Source organism: Clostridium sp. HMP27, assembly GCF_000765165.1.
In the GTDB taxonomy this organism is placed as follows: Bacteria; Bacillota; Clostridia; order Clostridiales; family Clostridiaceae; genus Clostridium_AK.
In genome coordinates this window covers 87,079-101,478 of record NZ_JMFY01000034.1, presented here as the reverse complement: position 1 = coordinate 101,478, position 14,400 = coordinate 87,079, and the positions used below count along the sequence as shown (strand labels likewise).

18 protein-coding genes are annotated in these 14,400 nt (G+C 27.7%); all 18 read right to left on the bottom strand.

Features of this window, described 5'->3' with window-relative positions:
• Positions 1–10: 10 nt before the first annotated feature.
• Positions 11–736, bottom strand: a complete 726-nt coding sequence (locus DP68_RS14675; RefSeq protein ID WP_035310784.1) for a WbqC family protein — start codon at positions 734–736, stop codon at positions 11–13.
• 74 nt (positions 737–810) lie between these two features.
• Positions 811–1,485, bottom strand: a complete 675-nt coding sequence (locus DP68_RS14670) for a class I SAM-dependent methyltransferase (RefSeq protein ID WP_035310781.1) — start codon at positions 1,483–1,485, stop codon at positions 811–813.
• Between the two features lie 38 nt (positions 1,486–1,523).
• On the bottom strand, positions 1,524–2,621 hold the full coding sequence (locus DP68_RS14665; protein ID WP_035310780.1) for an FkbM family methyltransferase: 1,098 nt from the start codon (positions 2,619–2,621) through the stop codon (positions 1,524–1,526).
• Between the two features lie 43 nt (positions 2,622–2,664).
• Positions 2,665–3,705: an alcohol dehydrogenase catalytic domain-containing protein gene (locus DP68_RS14660; RefSeq protein WP_035310778.1), complete on the bottom strand. Its 1,041-nt coding sequence runs from the start codon at positions 3,703–3,705 to the stop codon at positions 2,665–2,667.
• A 45-nt stretch (positions 3,706–3,750) separates the two neighbouring features.
• Positions 3,751–4,452: an IspD/TarI family cytidylyltransferase gene (locus DP68_RS14655; protein ID WP_035310777.1), complete on the bottom strand. Its 702-nt coding sequence runs from the start codon at positions 4,450–4,452 to the stop codon at positions 3,751–3,753.
• A gap of 12 nt (positions 4,453–4,464) precedes the next feature.
• Complete coding sequence (locus tag DP68_RS14650) at positions 4,465–5,121, bottom strand: CDP-alcohol phosphatidyltransferase family protein (RefSeq protein ID WP_035310775.1); 657 nt, start codon at positions 5,119–5,121, stop codon at positions 4,465–4,467.
• A complete protein-coding gene (locus DP68_RS14645; RefSeq protein WP_035310773.1) occupies positions 5,114–6,178 on the bottom strand; it encodes an aminotransferase class V-fold PLP-dependent enzyme in 1,065 nt (354 codons plus the stop codon). The genes DP68_RS14650 and DP68_RS14645 overlap by 8 nt, the downstream gene beginning before the upstream one ends.
• Positions 6,179–6,198: 20 nt before the next feature.
• The gene (locus DP68_RS14640) at positions 6,199–6,555 is read right to left on the bottom strand and encodes a hypothetical protein (RefSeq protein WP_035310771.1); all 357 of its coding nucleotides are present in this window, start codon (positions 6,553–6,555) and stop codon (positions 6,199–6,201) included.
• Entirely contained in the window at positions 6,548–8,338 is a 1,791-nt protein-coding gene (locus DP68_RS14635; RefSeq protein WP_052085828.1) for a 6-hydroxymethylpterin diphosphokinase MptE-like protein, read from the bottom strand. The genes DP68_RS14640 and DP68_RS14635 overlap by 8 nt, the downstream gene beginning before the upstream one ends.
• A gap of 124 nt (positions 8,339–8,462) precedes the next feature.
• The gene (locus DP68_RS14630; RefSeq protein WP_035310770.1) at positions 8,463–9,281 is read right to left on the bottom strand and encodes a flagellin; all 819 of its coding nucleotides are present in this window, start codon (positions 9,279–9,281) and stop codon (positions 8,463–8,465) included.
• 214 nt (positions 9,282–9,495) lie between these two features.
• On the bottom strand, positions 9,496–9,831 hold the full coding sequence (locus tag DP68_RS14625; RefSeq protein WP_035310768.1) for a flagellar protein FliT: 336 nt from the start codon (positions 9,829–9,831) through the stop codon (positions 9,496–9,498).
• A gap of 31 nt (positions 9,832–9,862) precedes the next feature.
• A complete protein-coding gene (gene fliD, locus DP68_RS14620) occupies positions 9,863–11,548 on the bottom strand; it encodes a flagellar filament capping protein FliD (RefSeq protein ID WP_052085827.1) in 1,686 nt (561 codons plus the stop codon).
• Between the two features lie 16 nt (positions 11,549–11,564).
• Entirely contained in the window at positions 11,565–11,951 is a 387-nt protein-coding gene (fliS, locus tag DP68_RS14615; protein ID WP_035310767.1) for a flagellar export chaperone FliS, read from the bottom strand.
• Between the two features lie 37 nt (positions 11,952–11,988).
• The gene (locus DP68_RS14610; RefSeq protein ID WP_052085826.1) at positions 11,989–12,315 is read right to left on the bottom strand and encodes a hypothetical protein; all 327 of its coding nucleotides are present in this window, start codon (positions 12,313–12,315) and stop codon (positions 11,989–11,991) included.
• Positions 12,316–12,672, bottom strand: coding sequence for a flagellar protein FlaG (locus DP68_RS14605; protein WP_035310766.1), 357 nt, complete (start codon positions 12,670–12,672; stop codon positions 12,316–12,318).
• 25 nt (positions 12,673–12,697) lie between these two features.
• The gene (gene csrA / locus DP68_RS14600) at positions 12,698–12,916 is read right to left on the bottom strand and encodes a carbon storage regulator CsrA (protein ID WP_035310764.1); all 219 of its coding nucleotides are present in this window, start codon (positions 12,914–12,916) and stop codon (positions 12,698–12,700) included.
• A complete protein-coding gene (gene fliW / locus DP68_RS14595) occupies positions 12,910–13,347 on the bottom strand; it encodes a flagellar assembly protein FliW (protein ID WP_035310762.1) in 438 nt (145 codons plus the stop codon). Before fliW ends, csrA begins: the two co-directional genes overlap by 7 nt.
• Positions 13,348–13,366: 19 nt before the next feature.
• Positions 13,367–14,359, bottom strand: coding sequence for a flagellar hook-associated protein FlgL (flgL, locus tag DP68_RS14590; protein WP_035310760.1), 993 nt, complete (start codon positions 14,357–14,359; stop codon positions 13,367–13,369).
• Positions 14,360–14,400 lie beyond the last annotated feature (41 nt).

Genomic DNA, 14,400 nt, shown 5'->3' with positions numbered 1-14,400 from the left:
AACATTGCCTCTATTCTAATCTAGAATTTATTTTACTAATCTGATAACTAGTCGCATCCTCTAATATCTGCTTAGTTTGTATTTTCCCACAATTAAACAACATGTCTACTATAGACATATCCGAAACAAAATTTTCAAAACATTGCTCATACTGTTTTCCTATATAATTTATATATATATGATTCAGTTTATTTTGTGAAAATATATTTAAATCTACATAATTTTCACTTCCCTTATTGGACATATATGTATCACATTCAGTTTTTTTACACATATCTACTAAAAACTCTGTTTTATTCCCTTTAAAATTAAAATCCTTATCATATAACAATTCTGTATTAATTTTCAATTCATTTAAAATATAATTAATAATATATATATCTAAATTACAGATATTATCCCATTCCTTATTATATAGGTCTTCAAAAAAATCAATATATGTATTATAAAACTTTGAATTTTTGTAATTAATCTTTATTGCATTAAAATGTTTTCTTCTCCAATTTAAATCATTATTAATTTTAACATCACATATTAATTGATCAAACTTTCCCTTTTTTAAAGTAGGAACTGTTAAAAAAATGGGACCACTTACTGTCTTTATTCTATTTCTATTTTGCCAACTCTTTCTTTCATATTGTACCTTTGTTACATATATAAACTTATCACTCATCATTATCTTCCCAATAAGGCCTGGGTATGGTAAATAATTAGGTTGATGTCCACTTAAAATCATATTCTTTTGCCTCTTTTCTATTAGTAGAACATACATAAATTTTTATATTCATGTATATTTAAAATAAACATTTATTACTTAGTCAAATTAATTACAAAATTCGAATCCCTATATTTCCCATTTTCGTGTGATTCCATAATTTCATCTATTTCTATTTTACTAAAGTTTTTGAATAGTTCCTCGATCTCACTTCTCTCAAAAAAATGCATTTTCATGCCATTCTCATTAAAGGCGCACTTTTTATTGTTTTTTTCTTCTATTAAAAAAGTATTTTTATCTATTTCCTTACCCTTCCCATACCTATAATCATCTGTATTTCTAACTACTATCAATGCTTTTCCATTTGGCTTTAGCACTCTAAATATCTCTTTGGCTGAATCATTTATTTCTTTAATACTGCAATAATACAGAACTCCATAACATAATATACCGTCGAAATAGTTATCTTCGAATGGTATATTATCTACAGAAGCAACTTTTAAGTTAGAATTTAGTTGGTGCTGTTTTAGAATCATTTCTGTATACTCTATTCCATCCCTTGATATATCTGTTCCATAAGTATCTATATTTTCGTTTGCCATAAAATAAACATGCCTACCTGCTCCGCATCCTAAATCTAATACTTTTGTTTTACTATCTCTATTAAAATTTCTAAAAATAAATTGAACTACTATTTCTGATGGGTATTTAGGCCTAAACTTGTTTTGCTTATGTAGACTTTGCCATAAATTTTGCATGTTTTTATCCATTTATTCTTCCTCCTTGATATATACATACCTTATTGCTTTTATATAGCAGCATAACATACTGTATCATATATTGAATCTGTATAATGTCTAAAATATATTTTATATTCAGGTAAAATTTTTTTTATTAATAAAGGTATCTCAAATAAATCCTGTTTCTTATGATATGCACTAATAGCTAACTTAGGTCTACACTTTGTTATTGTATCTGTTGCCCCTATTAAAGCTTCTCTTTCTACTCCCTCTATATCCATTTTTATAAAAGTTATTTTTTCATTTAACTTTAAATTATCTATAGCAGTAACTTGTATTAAATCACTTCCTTCATTAGTTATCATTGAACGATCTGTATTAGTTTCGCTAAATTTTAAAAATCCATCCTTATCATATGCTCCTAACTTATATAAACTTACATTTTTAAAACCATTATTCTTAATTAATTCAACTATATTTCCATGATTATTTTTATCTGGCTCCATAAGAATTATCTTTTTATATTGTTTTTTTGAAACATTTATAAAATCTAATAAAGTATCCCCATTATACGCTCCAACATCTAAAAAAACTTCATTCCCACTTAAATTTATAATTTTTTTATCAAAATACATATCACTATTTTTAATTTCTTCGACATAGTCTATTCTTGCACTTATTCTATGATTTATTATGTTAGTAAAAATATATCTGGATTCTTCATCCTCCAATAAATTATAGACTTCATTCAGTTTTTTTAAGTTATCCAATACAAAGCTATAATCATAGTACATATTATCTAACTCTTGATATACAGCTGAGGAAAAATAAAATATATTGTTTTTATTAATTTTATCTTCATCAATTAATTTTTCTCTTATTTGTTTATAAAATGAACTAGTTATTAACACATTAAAATCCGAAAATTGTTTTTTAATATTATGAATACTCAATATATTTATACCACAACATTTGTTTCCTAATTTTTTATTGTCATTATCAGAAAAATACTTAACATTGATACCTTTTTCGCTTAAATATTGATATGCCTTTTTACCATAACTTCCTGTTCCGAATAATATCAATGGTTTATTGCTGTTATACATATTATATATAAATTTTAGAAATACATTTTCTTCATTCTTTACTTGTTCTATTATATTCATTTAATTCTCCTTTAAAAAAACACATTATTTATTTGATATTTCTTCAAAAATTAAAATTCATAACTACTTTACCTAATTGTTTATTTTTGGATTCATAATCAAAAACGTTATAAAAATCTATAATATCATTTATAGTTTTTATGTTTAAAATTAGTTTCTCAATCTGAGTTCTAAATTTTTCATCCTCAAAAAGCAAAACCGATTTTTTGAAATCTTCCACATTGCTTCTAGTTACTCCATAAAAGCTTAACCCTTTTTCTAATATTTTTCTTGTGCTTATCGAAATATTACTATCTGCTACTCCATTTAGAACAACTTTTCCTCCTGGAGCTATATAATTTACTATACTGTCTATGGCTTCCTCCATTTTATTTCCACCAACACATTCATAAGCTATATCAAAATTGCCTATTTTATTTATATGTTCCAAGATTATTTTATCTTCTACAGGAAACTGATTCAATTTTTCTTCATGTTTTCCTACAACCAATATTTTGCCTTTAAAAAATTTCTTAAGAACACAACATAATATATAAGATAGCGTTCCATCTCCAAATATAGCCACCACGTCATTATCTTTTAAATCAATTCTTCTATATACGGAATATGCAACGGATGCAAGTTCAGAAAATACTGCTATTTCTTTTTTTAAATTTTCAGGCAACAAAACTACATTACCTGCTGGATAACTAACATATTCTCTTGAAAAGCCATCGCAGTTGCTAGAAGCAAATTTAGCATCTGGACAATAGTTTTGTCCTAAATTTCTATTATCACAAATCTTATAATTACACTTTCCGCATTGTTTTGATGCTATATTGGGAACCAATACTACCTTGTCCCCTATGCTGAATTCATTAGAATTATCTTTTATTACAGTCCCTACTGCTTCATGTAGTAAATTCATAGGATACTTCAGATCTAATACTCTCTTGTCTCTTTTTCCTGAATAATATCTTAAATCTGCTTTACATATTGCTGCTGCATCTATTTTCACTATAACTTCATCTTCTCTTGCCAACACATTTTCTATGTAAATATCAAACCTCATAGGTTCACATATTTTAAATCCTTTAGATAGCACTATATCACCCCACAAATTTTGCTATATGAAATTTTCAAAGTTCTTTTAAACATTTCCTATCTTTATTAAAGCTTTTAGCATAGCTAAATCATCAAAAGATGTTATCTTAAAATTAAGTTTTTCACCTAAAACCAACTGTATTTTTTTATTCATTTTTAAAACTAATTGACAATCATCTGTTGCATCTTCTATTTTATTTTTAATAGCACATTCATGAGCTTCTTTTATTATGGAAAATTTAAAACTTTGAGGTGTTTGTCCTAAAAATAATTCTTTTCTAATTGGTACAGAATCTATGCTTTGATTGTCTATACTTCTTATTATAGTATCACTCGTATGGATGACAGTATCTACTGCACCAAATTCTTTTGCAGATTTTATATTATCATCTATTATTCTTTGGCTAATAAGCGGCCTTACGGAATCATGTATTACGATGATATCATCTTCTTTACAATCCTTTTCGATAGCTTGCAATCCTTTTAATGTTGACTCTTGTCTATTACTTCCACCTTCAATAACCCACTTCACTTTATTGATTTCAAATTTTCTCAATAATATATTTACCTCTTCAATATAATCTTTTAATGTTACAATGCATATGCTATCAATATTCATATTGCTGTCGAAGCTTTCTAAAGTATGCACTAATATTGGTTTCCCATAAACATCAATAAATTGCTTAGGCATATCTTTTATTCCCATTCTACTTCCTATACCACCAGCTAATATTATTGCTATATTCATACCTACATCCTCCTAATTATTCTCCTTTAGTCTTTCATTATATTTTAATTCTACAATTCTACAAAAGATATCAAAAATAATACCTAATATAAGTATAATAAATAGAAATTTTATCTTATTTAACATTATTAAAATAGTGGAAATTATATCTATAGTTCCTAAATCCATGCCTATTATATAACCTCTATCCATAAAATATTTTTTGATACTATTTCTTTTTATAACTTTCAACTTCCTTAATCCAGGTACTATATAATATGTTGCAATAATACCATATAAATTTATTACTATAATTACAGATAAAATATACCACCATTGAACCTTATTAATTCCTATAAATACAAATACAAGATTATAAAAAATCAAATCACTAAAATAATCTAGCTTTGCACCTATAGAACTTTTTAAATTTCTATATCTTGCTAAATTACCATCTAATATATCTAGAAATAAATATATTTGAATAGAAATTCCGACTACTATATTATTGGATTTATAAGCCATATAAAATATGAATATAGAAAATATCATATTGAATATCGTAATCATATTAGGAGTTATACCTGTCTTTGATATATATGGCAATAGGGGGTTCACTAACCTATATGTATAAAAAGACTCTGCTATATGCATTGTCTTATCTTTTCTCTTAAATCCTATATTAGTCATAATAAAATTTACCTTCCCCCATTATAAAATTTATACTTTGTATATCATGCAAAATTTTTTCTTGCGAATATTTTTCATTAACCCACAAATTAACTATTTGCTTCTCTACAATTTGAGAATTAGAGAACTCTTTCTCTTCTTGTTGTGAATAAAATTTATATAGAGCAGGATACCAACTACTCACATCTATCCCTTTTTCTCTAATCTTATATAATAATTGTTCTCTATCACCCTTATATAAAAAACTATATCTCCATAAAATCTCATAAGTACACTTAGCCTTGTGTATTAAAGATTTGTGCAAATATCTCCCATATAAATTGGCCCTTTTATTTCTCTCCCTCTTTATTTCTTCTATATTGGCCAACTGTTCAATTACCTCTTCATTATTATCCATATCATATATAAAAGCATCTTTACTATTTAACTGCAAATTATATATTTCTTTATACTTATTAACGCTTTTATTTTCATTGTTCATAATTGAATAATAGTTTTTTCTGTATTCATCAAATAATCCTCCTAAATTTCTTGGTTTTTTAGGTAACAAATCTTTTTCTTCTTTTAATTTATTATACAAGTTTTCATTATCTGTAAAAATAGCTCCTCCACCATTCTCAGTTTCTAATATTTTGGTATGTCCAAAGCTCATTATAGATGCATCCGAGTCATTACTTAAACTTACAGTTTGAGCTGCATCTTCTAGAATAAAAATTCCTTTTTCATGTGCAATCCTTGAAATTTTTTTCATGTCACATATATGTCCATATATATGTGTTGGAACCACTATTCCAATATCATACTTATTTATTGTATTTTCAAAAGCATTTAAATCCATAGTATAATCTTTTAAGCTTACATCACAAAATACTACATCATATCCTGCATATAATGCTGCATTTACCGGTACCATACAACTTATACTAGGATATAGGATTTTTTTTTGTTGAAGATTTAATGCCTTTAAAATTAAATATATAGCTGTAGTACCACTTCCAGTAAAACAACAAAACCTCTTTTTAAAATATTCTGCAAGTCTTTTTTCTAAATAATTCATTTAAAATATCACCTATCAATTTATAATATTTTTTCTAACAATAATAATGTTTTATCATAATATTCTTCAATTATTGGACTGATTTCATACTGTAATAAGTCTCCTATAAATATATAGTCTTCATTCTCAAAAGCTCCTACTATTTCTTTAATATTATGTATTAAGCTAGTAGTTTTAATTTCATCTCCATATATGTCACTTCTTATGGTTATGAGTTGAACTATCCACTCTAAACCATCTGTAATGTCTATAATCAAATTAGTTCCATTAAAACAATCACCACTTTGCAAATATTCTGCAGATTTTATTATGGCATTATTTAAGTTAACCATATAATCTTTAGCCGTATTTAAAACTTCTGTTTTCTCCTTATTCATTTTTTTCTCCTTCCTCTAGTTCATGTATCAAATTGTCCAACATTGGGTTCAAATATTTAATGCTCTCTACTACCTCATTATAAACTATCTTTGTTTGTTCCATTATTTTTTTTATTTTTTCTTCATCTGTATCTTTTTCGTTTTCTCTATATTCAGGATTAGATACTACCCTATTTAAGGTAGGATTTATAAGAGAATTTAATATTGTTGTACTTTCTATTTTTTCATTATTAGACTTTATTTTATGTAATAGTTTAATCATCTTAGCATTGATTGCTATGCTCTTCTTTTCAATATCTTTTATTATATCCAAGTATTTTTTACATTTTTTATCTGTATTTTTTAAATGCTTATATATATCTTTTAAATTATCTACTATTATTCCTTTATTAGATCCTTTAAAATCTTCCAAAGGAACTATTCCCTTTTTCATTCCCTTACTATAATTATCTATGACTTGGTCTAAAGTCATTACTTTAGTTCCTTTAATATTTGCGCCTCCTTCAGTGGCATTTATAAACTCTATGTTGGAAGCTCTACTAATATATTCCTCAAAATTTTTCCTATAAAAATTAAGTACCTTACTTGTTAAAACCTTTTTTCCATATATATCCTCTACGTAAATATTATCGCTATTCTCTTTTATTTTTTTATTATTACTGCCATAAAAATCAGCTTTTTCATCATGCTGCTTATTATTAGTATAAGCTAAATCTTGCCCTATGAATATAATAGTATCACATCCCAAATATCTAGCAAAGCTCATACATGTGTGAGCCACAGAGCCACCATGCCATAAGCTATCTATATGATTTCTTGTTAGTTTGTGTGTTAGATCTCCAAAAATGCTAGCTTCATTAAATATTACTTTATTTCCTTTATAAGAGTCTACTGTTTTAAAATTAGATACTTCACAATAAACCATAGTTGCACTATTATTTTCACATTCCTTTATAAATTCAAAACTTACATCACCTGGATCTATTATACACACATAGTCAGGAGTAACTCCTACATCTAAAAGTGATTTTAAAGTTCTAGCTCCACATATGATAATAAACTCATCTTGAACTGATTTTAGTTTATGTATGTTTTTACTTAAGGACGGTCCTGCAGAAACCACCACAACTTTCATATTGTTAGCTACATTCTTATAACAATTTATAGGCTTACTACTTACAAGATTTTTCATGTTATTTAAATATACCTCTATCATCTTTTTAGAGAAGTATATTTCTGTACTTATATTCACTTTACATTTTTCAACTATATCAATGCATACTTTAAAAAACTCTTCAAATTCCTCATTAAAAATTTGATTATAATTGGCATAGTTTAATACTTTTACATTATTAGCTTCAGTTTCTGTTATTACATTATCTAATACTTCCCTACATCTCTTTTTAGTATAATTGGTTAAAATGAATCTTTCATTCTCTAAAATTTTTTTAGAATAATCTATATTCATGTAAGTTTTTATTATAGATAAATTTGGTTCAAAAACTACTATTTTATTGTATTTTGTATTTCCCAAAATTTTTAATATATGTTCTCCTGTTCCTAGACCAAAAATTATAATTATAGTTTCATTATTTATATCTTTTAACTCTTCCGATAATTTATCTATATCTCTATCAACAGAGTATTTACTCCCTATATATATTTGCTTTTCTTCTTTACATATTCTTATAACATCTTTGCCATCTTTACTTTTTTCAATTGGATATTCTTCTATACTATCTAATTTTAAATTTTTCAATATATATTCAGTTATTGGATTCATTTTCCCCTCCAAGATTTTCTCAATTAAATTACTAATAATAATATCGTATGCATATGGAATTTCTTTAATTTTAAATACAACAAAAGACAGGACTTTAAATAAAGCCCTGCCTTTTAAAATCTAATTATCTTAATAATTGAAGAACACCTTGTGGCTGTTGGTTAGCTTGTGCAAGCATTGCCTGTGCAGCCTGTTGTAGTATGTTATTCTTGCTAAAGCTCATCATTTCTTTAGCCATATCTACGTCTCTAATTCTTGATTCTGATGCCTGTAAGTTTTCAGATGATGTATTTAAGTTTGTAATTGTGTGCTCTAATCTGTTTTGTAATGCTCCAAGCTTTGATCTTTCTTTTGAAACTGTGTTTATTCCACTGTTAATAATCTTTATTGCATCACTTGCAGCAGCCCCTGATGCAATATCAACATTTGCTGCATCAACACCAATTCCTGTTGCTGTCATTGTTTTTATAGATAAAGTTAAAGTCTGTCCTTCATTAGCACCGATTTGGAATGTCTTTCCACTAAATGTTCCATCTAATAATTTTTGAGTGTTAAATTCTGTTTGGTTACCTATTCTTGTTATTTCCTCTTGTAATTGTACAAATTCGTCATTTAAAGCAGTTCTATCTTGAGTTACGTTTGTATCGTTTCTTGATTGTACTGCAAGTTCTCTCATTCTCTGAAGAATTGAGTGAGTTTCATTTAATGAACCTTCTGCTGTTTGAATAAGTGATATAGCATCCTGTGAGTTTCTTGAAGCTTGGTCAAGTCCTCTAATCTGTCCTCTCATTTTTTCGGAAATTGCTAATCCTGCAGCGTCATCTCCTGCTCTGTTTATTCTTAAACCTGAGCTTAACTTTTCCATTGATTTTCCAGCACTTACTAGATTTACTCCCATTTGTCTCTGTGAATTCATTGCATTCATGTTGTGATTAATTATCATTTTTTATTCCTCCTTGAGTTTTACGTGAGCTTCCTTGCTCACAATATTTTATTTATAGAAAGCCTTTTAGGCTAGCTAACTAGTTAACTATTTTTATCATTAATATTAATTACATTATTTATATCGTACTATTATTCTTTAGCTTTATAGTTTTTTTATTAATTTTTATAAAATATTATTTTTCATTTATAGTTAAATTATAGTTAAATTATAGTTAAATTTCTTTTGTTAAGAATACAGCTTTTGCATTTAAATTGTTATATCCTTTTCTCATCTTTTTTTGCTTTTCAACTTCAAATATCTTGTTACGCATTTGATTTTTTTGTAATTTTATTTCTTCAAATATTAATTGGTCTAATTCGTAAATCTCATACTTTTCATATATTTTTTTTAATTCTTCTCTATCAAAGCTGTCTATATCCAAGCTTTCTATAACTTTTTCTCTTCCTTCTAGTAAAATCTCTAAAGAATCTAAATCATCATTATCCAAACTTTTCTTAATTTCAAGTGAAATTTTCTTGTATTCCTCCATAAAATCATCTAAATTCATAATATCCCCTTTTATTTATTATGCTAACATTTTACCCATTCATTCCAAATTGAGAGTACATTGAATTCATTTGAGAATTTAGCTTATTCATAGCTGTTTCTAATCTAGCAAACTTAGCATAATATCTTTCTTGTGCTTGAGACATCTTTTTCTCCAACTCCCCAATGCTAAGGATTTTAGAGTATATCTTATCTGGCATGGTATTCTTACCAGTACTTCCAGTAATGCTGTAATCATATTGCTTATTAGCTTGTATATTTAAAGTTCCTTTTAAGGTAGACATACCATCTTTACCTATAGCAGGATCCCCTGCATACTGTCTAATTATTTTATCCATTCTAGTAAATAATCCATCTTCATAATAAGTATTAGTGCCTATATATTTATCAGTATCTTCTTTTGTACTTGATTTTCCAATAAAAAACTTTGTTAAATCCTCTATATTATTTTCTATGGCACTTTTTAATTTTTCTTCATCCTTAATAAATATTTGTCCTCTTTCTTTAAATTCCCTAGAAGTATCTAGTCCTATTGCACCATCCCCATATTGACCCATGTGTAATGAGTTTTTTTGGTTGGAAGCTTTATTACTATATACTGTATCAAAAATAGTTCCTCTTAAATCTGACATTAACTGTTCAAGGTAATCATCATTTTTTAGGATACCTTGTTTAGCTTTTTCCTCCCATTTTTTTATATCGTCATCCTTCATGTCTTTCTTTTGTTCATCTGTTAAGGGTTTATAGCTAAATTGTTTTTTTTCAGTTAATTTGTCTTCTATTTTCCCAATTATCTTATTGTAATCATCAAGAAAAGTCTTTAGTTTTTTAACTACCTCATCTGTATTATTTTTTTCTATACTAAAAGTTATGTCTCCAGTACCTGCAGCCTTTAAATCATAAGTAATACCATTGGCAGTAAACTTATTAGTCTTTTGATCTGTTACTGTTACTCCTCTACCATCAGGATAAGTAATTGTAAAATTTGCATTTTCACCTGGTTTTGTTACTATGCTTCCTGTTGTAAACCCTAATGCAGAACCTTCTACTGACAATTTTGAATTTGATCCAGTAGTAGCTGTACTAAAAACAATTTTCTTTGAAAGTTCATCAAAAGATGCGTTAACTTTACCACCTAAATCTGCATTAATATTATCGATTACACTCTTAATCGTAGTATTTTCATCAACTGTAATATTTGATGTTTTAATTTCTGTATAATCATCTCTATCATCAACTGTACCATTACCATCGCTATCAATACCAATTTTGAATTGAACAGAACTATCATTTGCTATACCTAAATCTGTTAGTTTAGTATTTACTCCATTAGTAGCATTCACTACTCCACCTTCTACTACAGCTGGCTTAGCTAGTTGACTTATGTTTATTTTATAAGAACCTTTTTGAGCTGTAGAACTTGCACTAATTCCAAGAGCACCTTCATTACTATTAGTAACATTCATAGGATTAAATTTGCTTGCAGACATAATGTATTTGTCAGAAACAGGGTCAAAGTAATCCTGCAACCCTTTTATATCCTTTATGATTTCCCTATAAAATTCTTGTTTCCATTGTACAATTTGTTTGTCCTCATTCATTTTATCAATTTTAAGCTGATAATTTGCAGTCATAGCTTTTACCATAGCATCCGTATCCATACCTGTTGCCATTCCTGTTATTCTATTCATACTGCTATAATTGTTTACAGTATTCATTTAAACACCTCCGATTTTATTTACTCCCTCTAGATAGTTTATCGGCTTCATACCATGTATTTCTCACTTCTTCTATTAGTGGAATAATTTCATCCATTATAGTTATATCCTTTTTTATATTTGCGTCCCCAAGTCTTCTTACTATAAATTCATAAATGGACATAAGTTGATTCCCCCATGCCTCCGCTTGGCCAACATCTAAGGTTACCATTAATTCGTAAAATATATCTTGAGTTTTCACCAAATTATTGTGAGCTTTTTTCACATCCCCATCTACGATAGCTTGTTTTCCTATTTTAGAAAACTTTACAGCTCCATCAACTAACATTAGAAGCAGTTGATCCTTTGAAGCAAAATTTACGCTATTTGTTTTATACGCATTATATGCATTATTTCCATACATATATAGACCTCCCATTTATAAGTAACCTAGATTATATTCATCTCTTTGTATCTAAAAATCTTCCTGATGTTATGTTTTCTTTATCTTTATTTTCTATAGAAGCTTCTATATTAACAACTTTCATCTTTACCGCTTCAATTAAAATTTTATCATCTTGTTTGTTTCTTTTATTTCCTTTATCTCTTTTATTCTGTTGTTTTGCCTTTTTCAAACTCTTTGAAAATTCATTCTTGCTCTTTCCTTCTGAATTTCCCCCATCTTTTTTTATTGATATTTCATCTTTTCTATGGACAACTCCATCCCTAACAGAATCTTCAATTCTTTGACGAACATCTAAATCCACTTTATTAAGTTTGTATTCCATTTAGGCCTTTTCATCCATGAATAATCCCGCTAATTCGCAAAGCTTGTCCACCATATCAATAAGTTTTCTTGGAGGAAGTTCTTTTATTACTTCTTTTGTACTATTATCAACTATCTTTATAGTCATACTTTTAGACTTTCCGTAAAGTTCATATTCAATATGTGTATTTTTATCTTCAAAGAGCTTGTTTAGCTTTTCTGCTGCCTTTTCCACATCCGATAACTTAATTTCTTTTTCTAAATTATTATTTATATATTTACGGCCAACATTTGTATTATTTTCAATTACTTTATTCGAACTTTTTAAGCTTATGTCAAAATCCTTCTGCCCTCCCTGACTTAACACTTTAACATCCATGCTTTAGACACCCCTTATATTACTTTTATTTTCCCTTAAGGCTTTTAAGTATTGACATGTCAATTTTTGCAGCTTCCTTGTTTTCATTTTGAACTTCATTATATAGTTCTTTTCTTAGTATGGTTACTTCTTTAGGAGCAGATATAGCAATTTTCACAGATCCATCATCTATTTTTGAAATTGTTATTTCGATATCATCTCCTATTAATATGGATTCTCCTTTTTTTCTTGTTACCACTAACATGAACTTTCCTCCTTAAAAAGGGGCTTTTTTATTCTGTATTTTTCGTTATCTAGTATTATTTGTTCCCCAATTTTTCCTTTTATATTTATTATTATTGGAGCTTTCATGTTAATTGTGATATTTTTTACATTGCTATTTAAGGTAACGGTATTTAAAACCAGTATGTCTTCTTGAGAATTTACATTTAATTCATTTATTTTTTCATCTGATAGTTTGAATTCATAAGTTTCGTCTACATGAAAAGGTGATATAACTGGTATTGCAACTTCCGTATCTTCTAATGAAATTAAAATACTAAATACTTCATTATCTTCAAATGGAACTACTATAAATTTCTTTAAACTTTCAAATCCAGGAAGTCCTTTTTTAAATGTAATTATATCTTCCTCATTGTATTCAATTGTCCCATGGTATTTTGTAATAAGTAGCATAAAAATCCCTCTTCCTATTTTATAAGTAGTCCATTAAAGTTGGTTGTATTACTTTTGCGCTGGTTTGGAGAGCTGCTATATACACTGTTTGTGCTGTAGCAAACTGCATAGTTTTTTCAGTTATATCTATATCTTCAGTTTCTGAAAGTATTTCTGTAAGATTTAAGTTTTCATCTAGATTCTTTTCCTTTGCACTATCCATTGCATTGGTTTTAGCACCTACTTGAGAACGAAGTTTTAATATATTATTTATTATTGCATCCATATCCTCTAAGTCTTTGCCCGAAAGCGCGTCACTGGCCGATGATGTATTTTCATTCCAAATAACTTTACCATCTGCATCAGTTTCTTTAACTTTTCCATCCAAATGATTTACTATATCTTTTAGTATGTCTCTTACATCTTTTGAAATTCCTTTTCCATCTGTAAATTGTAAAACGTCTGTAGATGTAACATTATATTCCACAGTAACTCCTTGAGATATTTCTGTTACAAGCCTTTCACTCATAGCAGCTTCAGCATTACCATCTGCAGTTTTATAAGTTATAATATTGTTATTTCCCTCTTCATTTACTACTACAGGCTTTGATGTTCCTCGAGTCCCTCCAAATATATATTTCCCATCAAAGCTTGCATTTAATGTTTGTGACACATTACTTATAATTCCGTTTATTTCGTCCTTTATCTTTTGTCTTTCATCGCTCCCATAAGCAGCATTACCAGATGAAACCATAAGTTCTCTCATTCTTTGAAATTGATTACCAAGTTGGTTTAATGCCGTATCTGTTTGATCAAGCCAATTTATAGTATCCTTTATGTTTGTGTTATATTGCTTATTTGAAGTTATATCAGTATGCATTTGCATAGCCCTTGCAACTTTAAATGGATCATCTGAAGGCCTTCTAATTTCCTTACCTGAGCTAAGCTGGCCTTGAAGTGTCTTTAGATTTTGTAAATTATTTTGCATATCATATAAAAAGTTACTTGAAAGCATTTTATTTGTTATACGCACTTTTATACTCCTCCTATCTTAATTATAGTTTTGATCGTCAA

Coding starts and splice junctions, on each gene's coding strand:
- fliW (WP_035310762.1), bottom strand. CDS start 13,347: ATGCTACTTATTACAAAATACCATGGGACAATTGAATACAATGAGGAA.
- fliS (WP_035310767.1), bottom strand. CDS start 11,951: ATGTATGGAAATAATGCATATAATGCGTATAAAACAAATAGCGTAAAT.
- DP68_RS14655 (WP_035310777.1), bottom strand. CDS start 4,452: ATGAATATAGCAATAATATTAGCTGGTGGTATAGGAAGTAGAATGGGA.
- DP68_RS14630 (WP_035310770.1), bottom strand. CDS start 9,281: ATGATAATTAATCACAACATGAATGCAATGAATTCACAGAGACAAATG.
- DP68_RS14675 (WP_035310784.1), bottom strand. CDS start 736: ATGATTTTAAGTGGACATCAACCTAATTATTTACCATACCCAGGCCTT.
- DP68_RS14640 (WP_035310771.1), bottom strand. CDS start 6,555: ATGAATAAGGAGAAAACAGAAGTTTTAAATACGGCTAAAGATTATATG.
- fliD (WP_052085827.1), bottom strand. CDS start 11,548: ATGAATACTGTAAACAATTATAGCAGTATGAATAGAATAACAGGAATG.
- DP68_RS14635 (WP_052085828.1), bottom strand. CDS start 8,338: ATGAATCCAATAACTGAATATATATTGAAAAATTTAAAATTAGATAGT.
- DP68_RS14625 (WP_035310768.1), bottom strand. CDS start 9,831: ATGAATTTAGATGATTTTATGGAGGAATACAAGAAAATTTCACTTGAA.
- DP68_RS14650 (WP_035310775.1), bottom strand. CDS start 5,121: ATGACTAATATAGGATTTAAGAGAAAAGATAAGACAATGCATATAGCA.
- DP68_RS14605 (WP_035310766.1), bottom strand. CDS start 12,672: ATGGATGTTAAAGTGTTAAGTCAGGGAGGGCAGAAGGATTTTGACATA.
- DP68_RS14645 (WP_035310773.1), bottom strand. CDS start 6,178: ATGAATTATTTAGAAAAAAGACTTGCAGAATATTTTAAAAAGAGGTTT.
- DP68_RS14610 (WP_052085826.1), bottom strand. CDS start 12,315: ATGGAATACAAACTTAATAAAGTGGATTTAGATGTTCGTCAAAGAATT.
- DP68_RS14665 (WP_035310780.1), bottom strand. CDS start 2,621: ATGAATATAATAGAACAAGTAAAGAATGAAGAAAATGTATTTCTAAAA.
- DP68_RS14670 (WP_035310781.1), bottom strand. CDS start 1,485: ATGGATAAAAACATGCAAAATTTATGGCAAAGTCTACATAAGCAAAAC.
- csrA (WP_035310764.1), bottom strand. CDS start 12,916: ATGTTAGTGGTAACAAGAAAAAAAGGAGAATCCATATTAATAGGAGAT.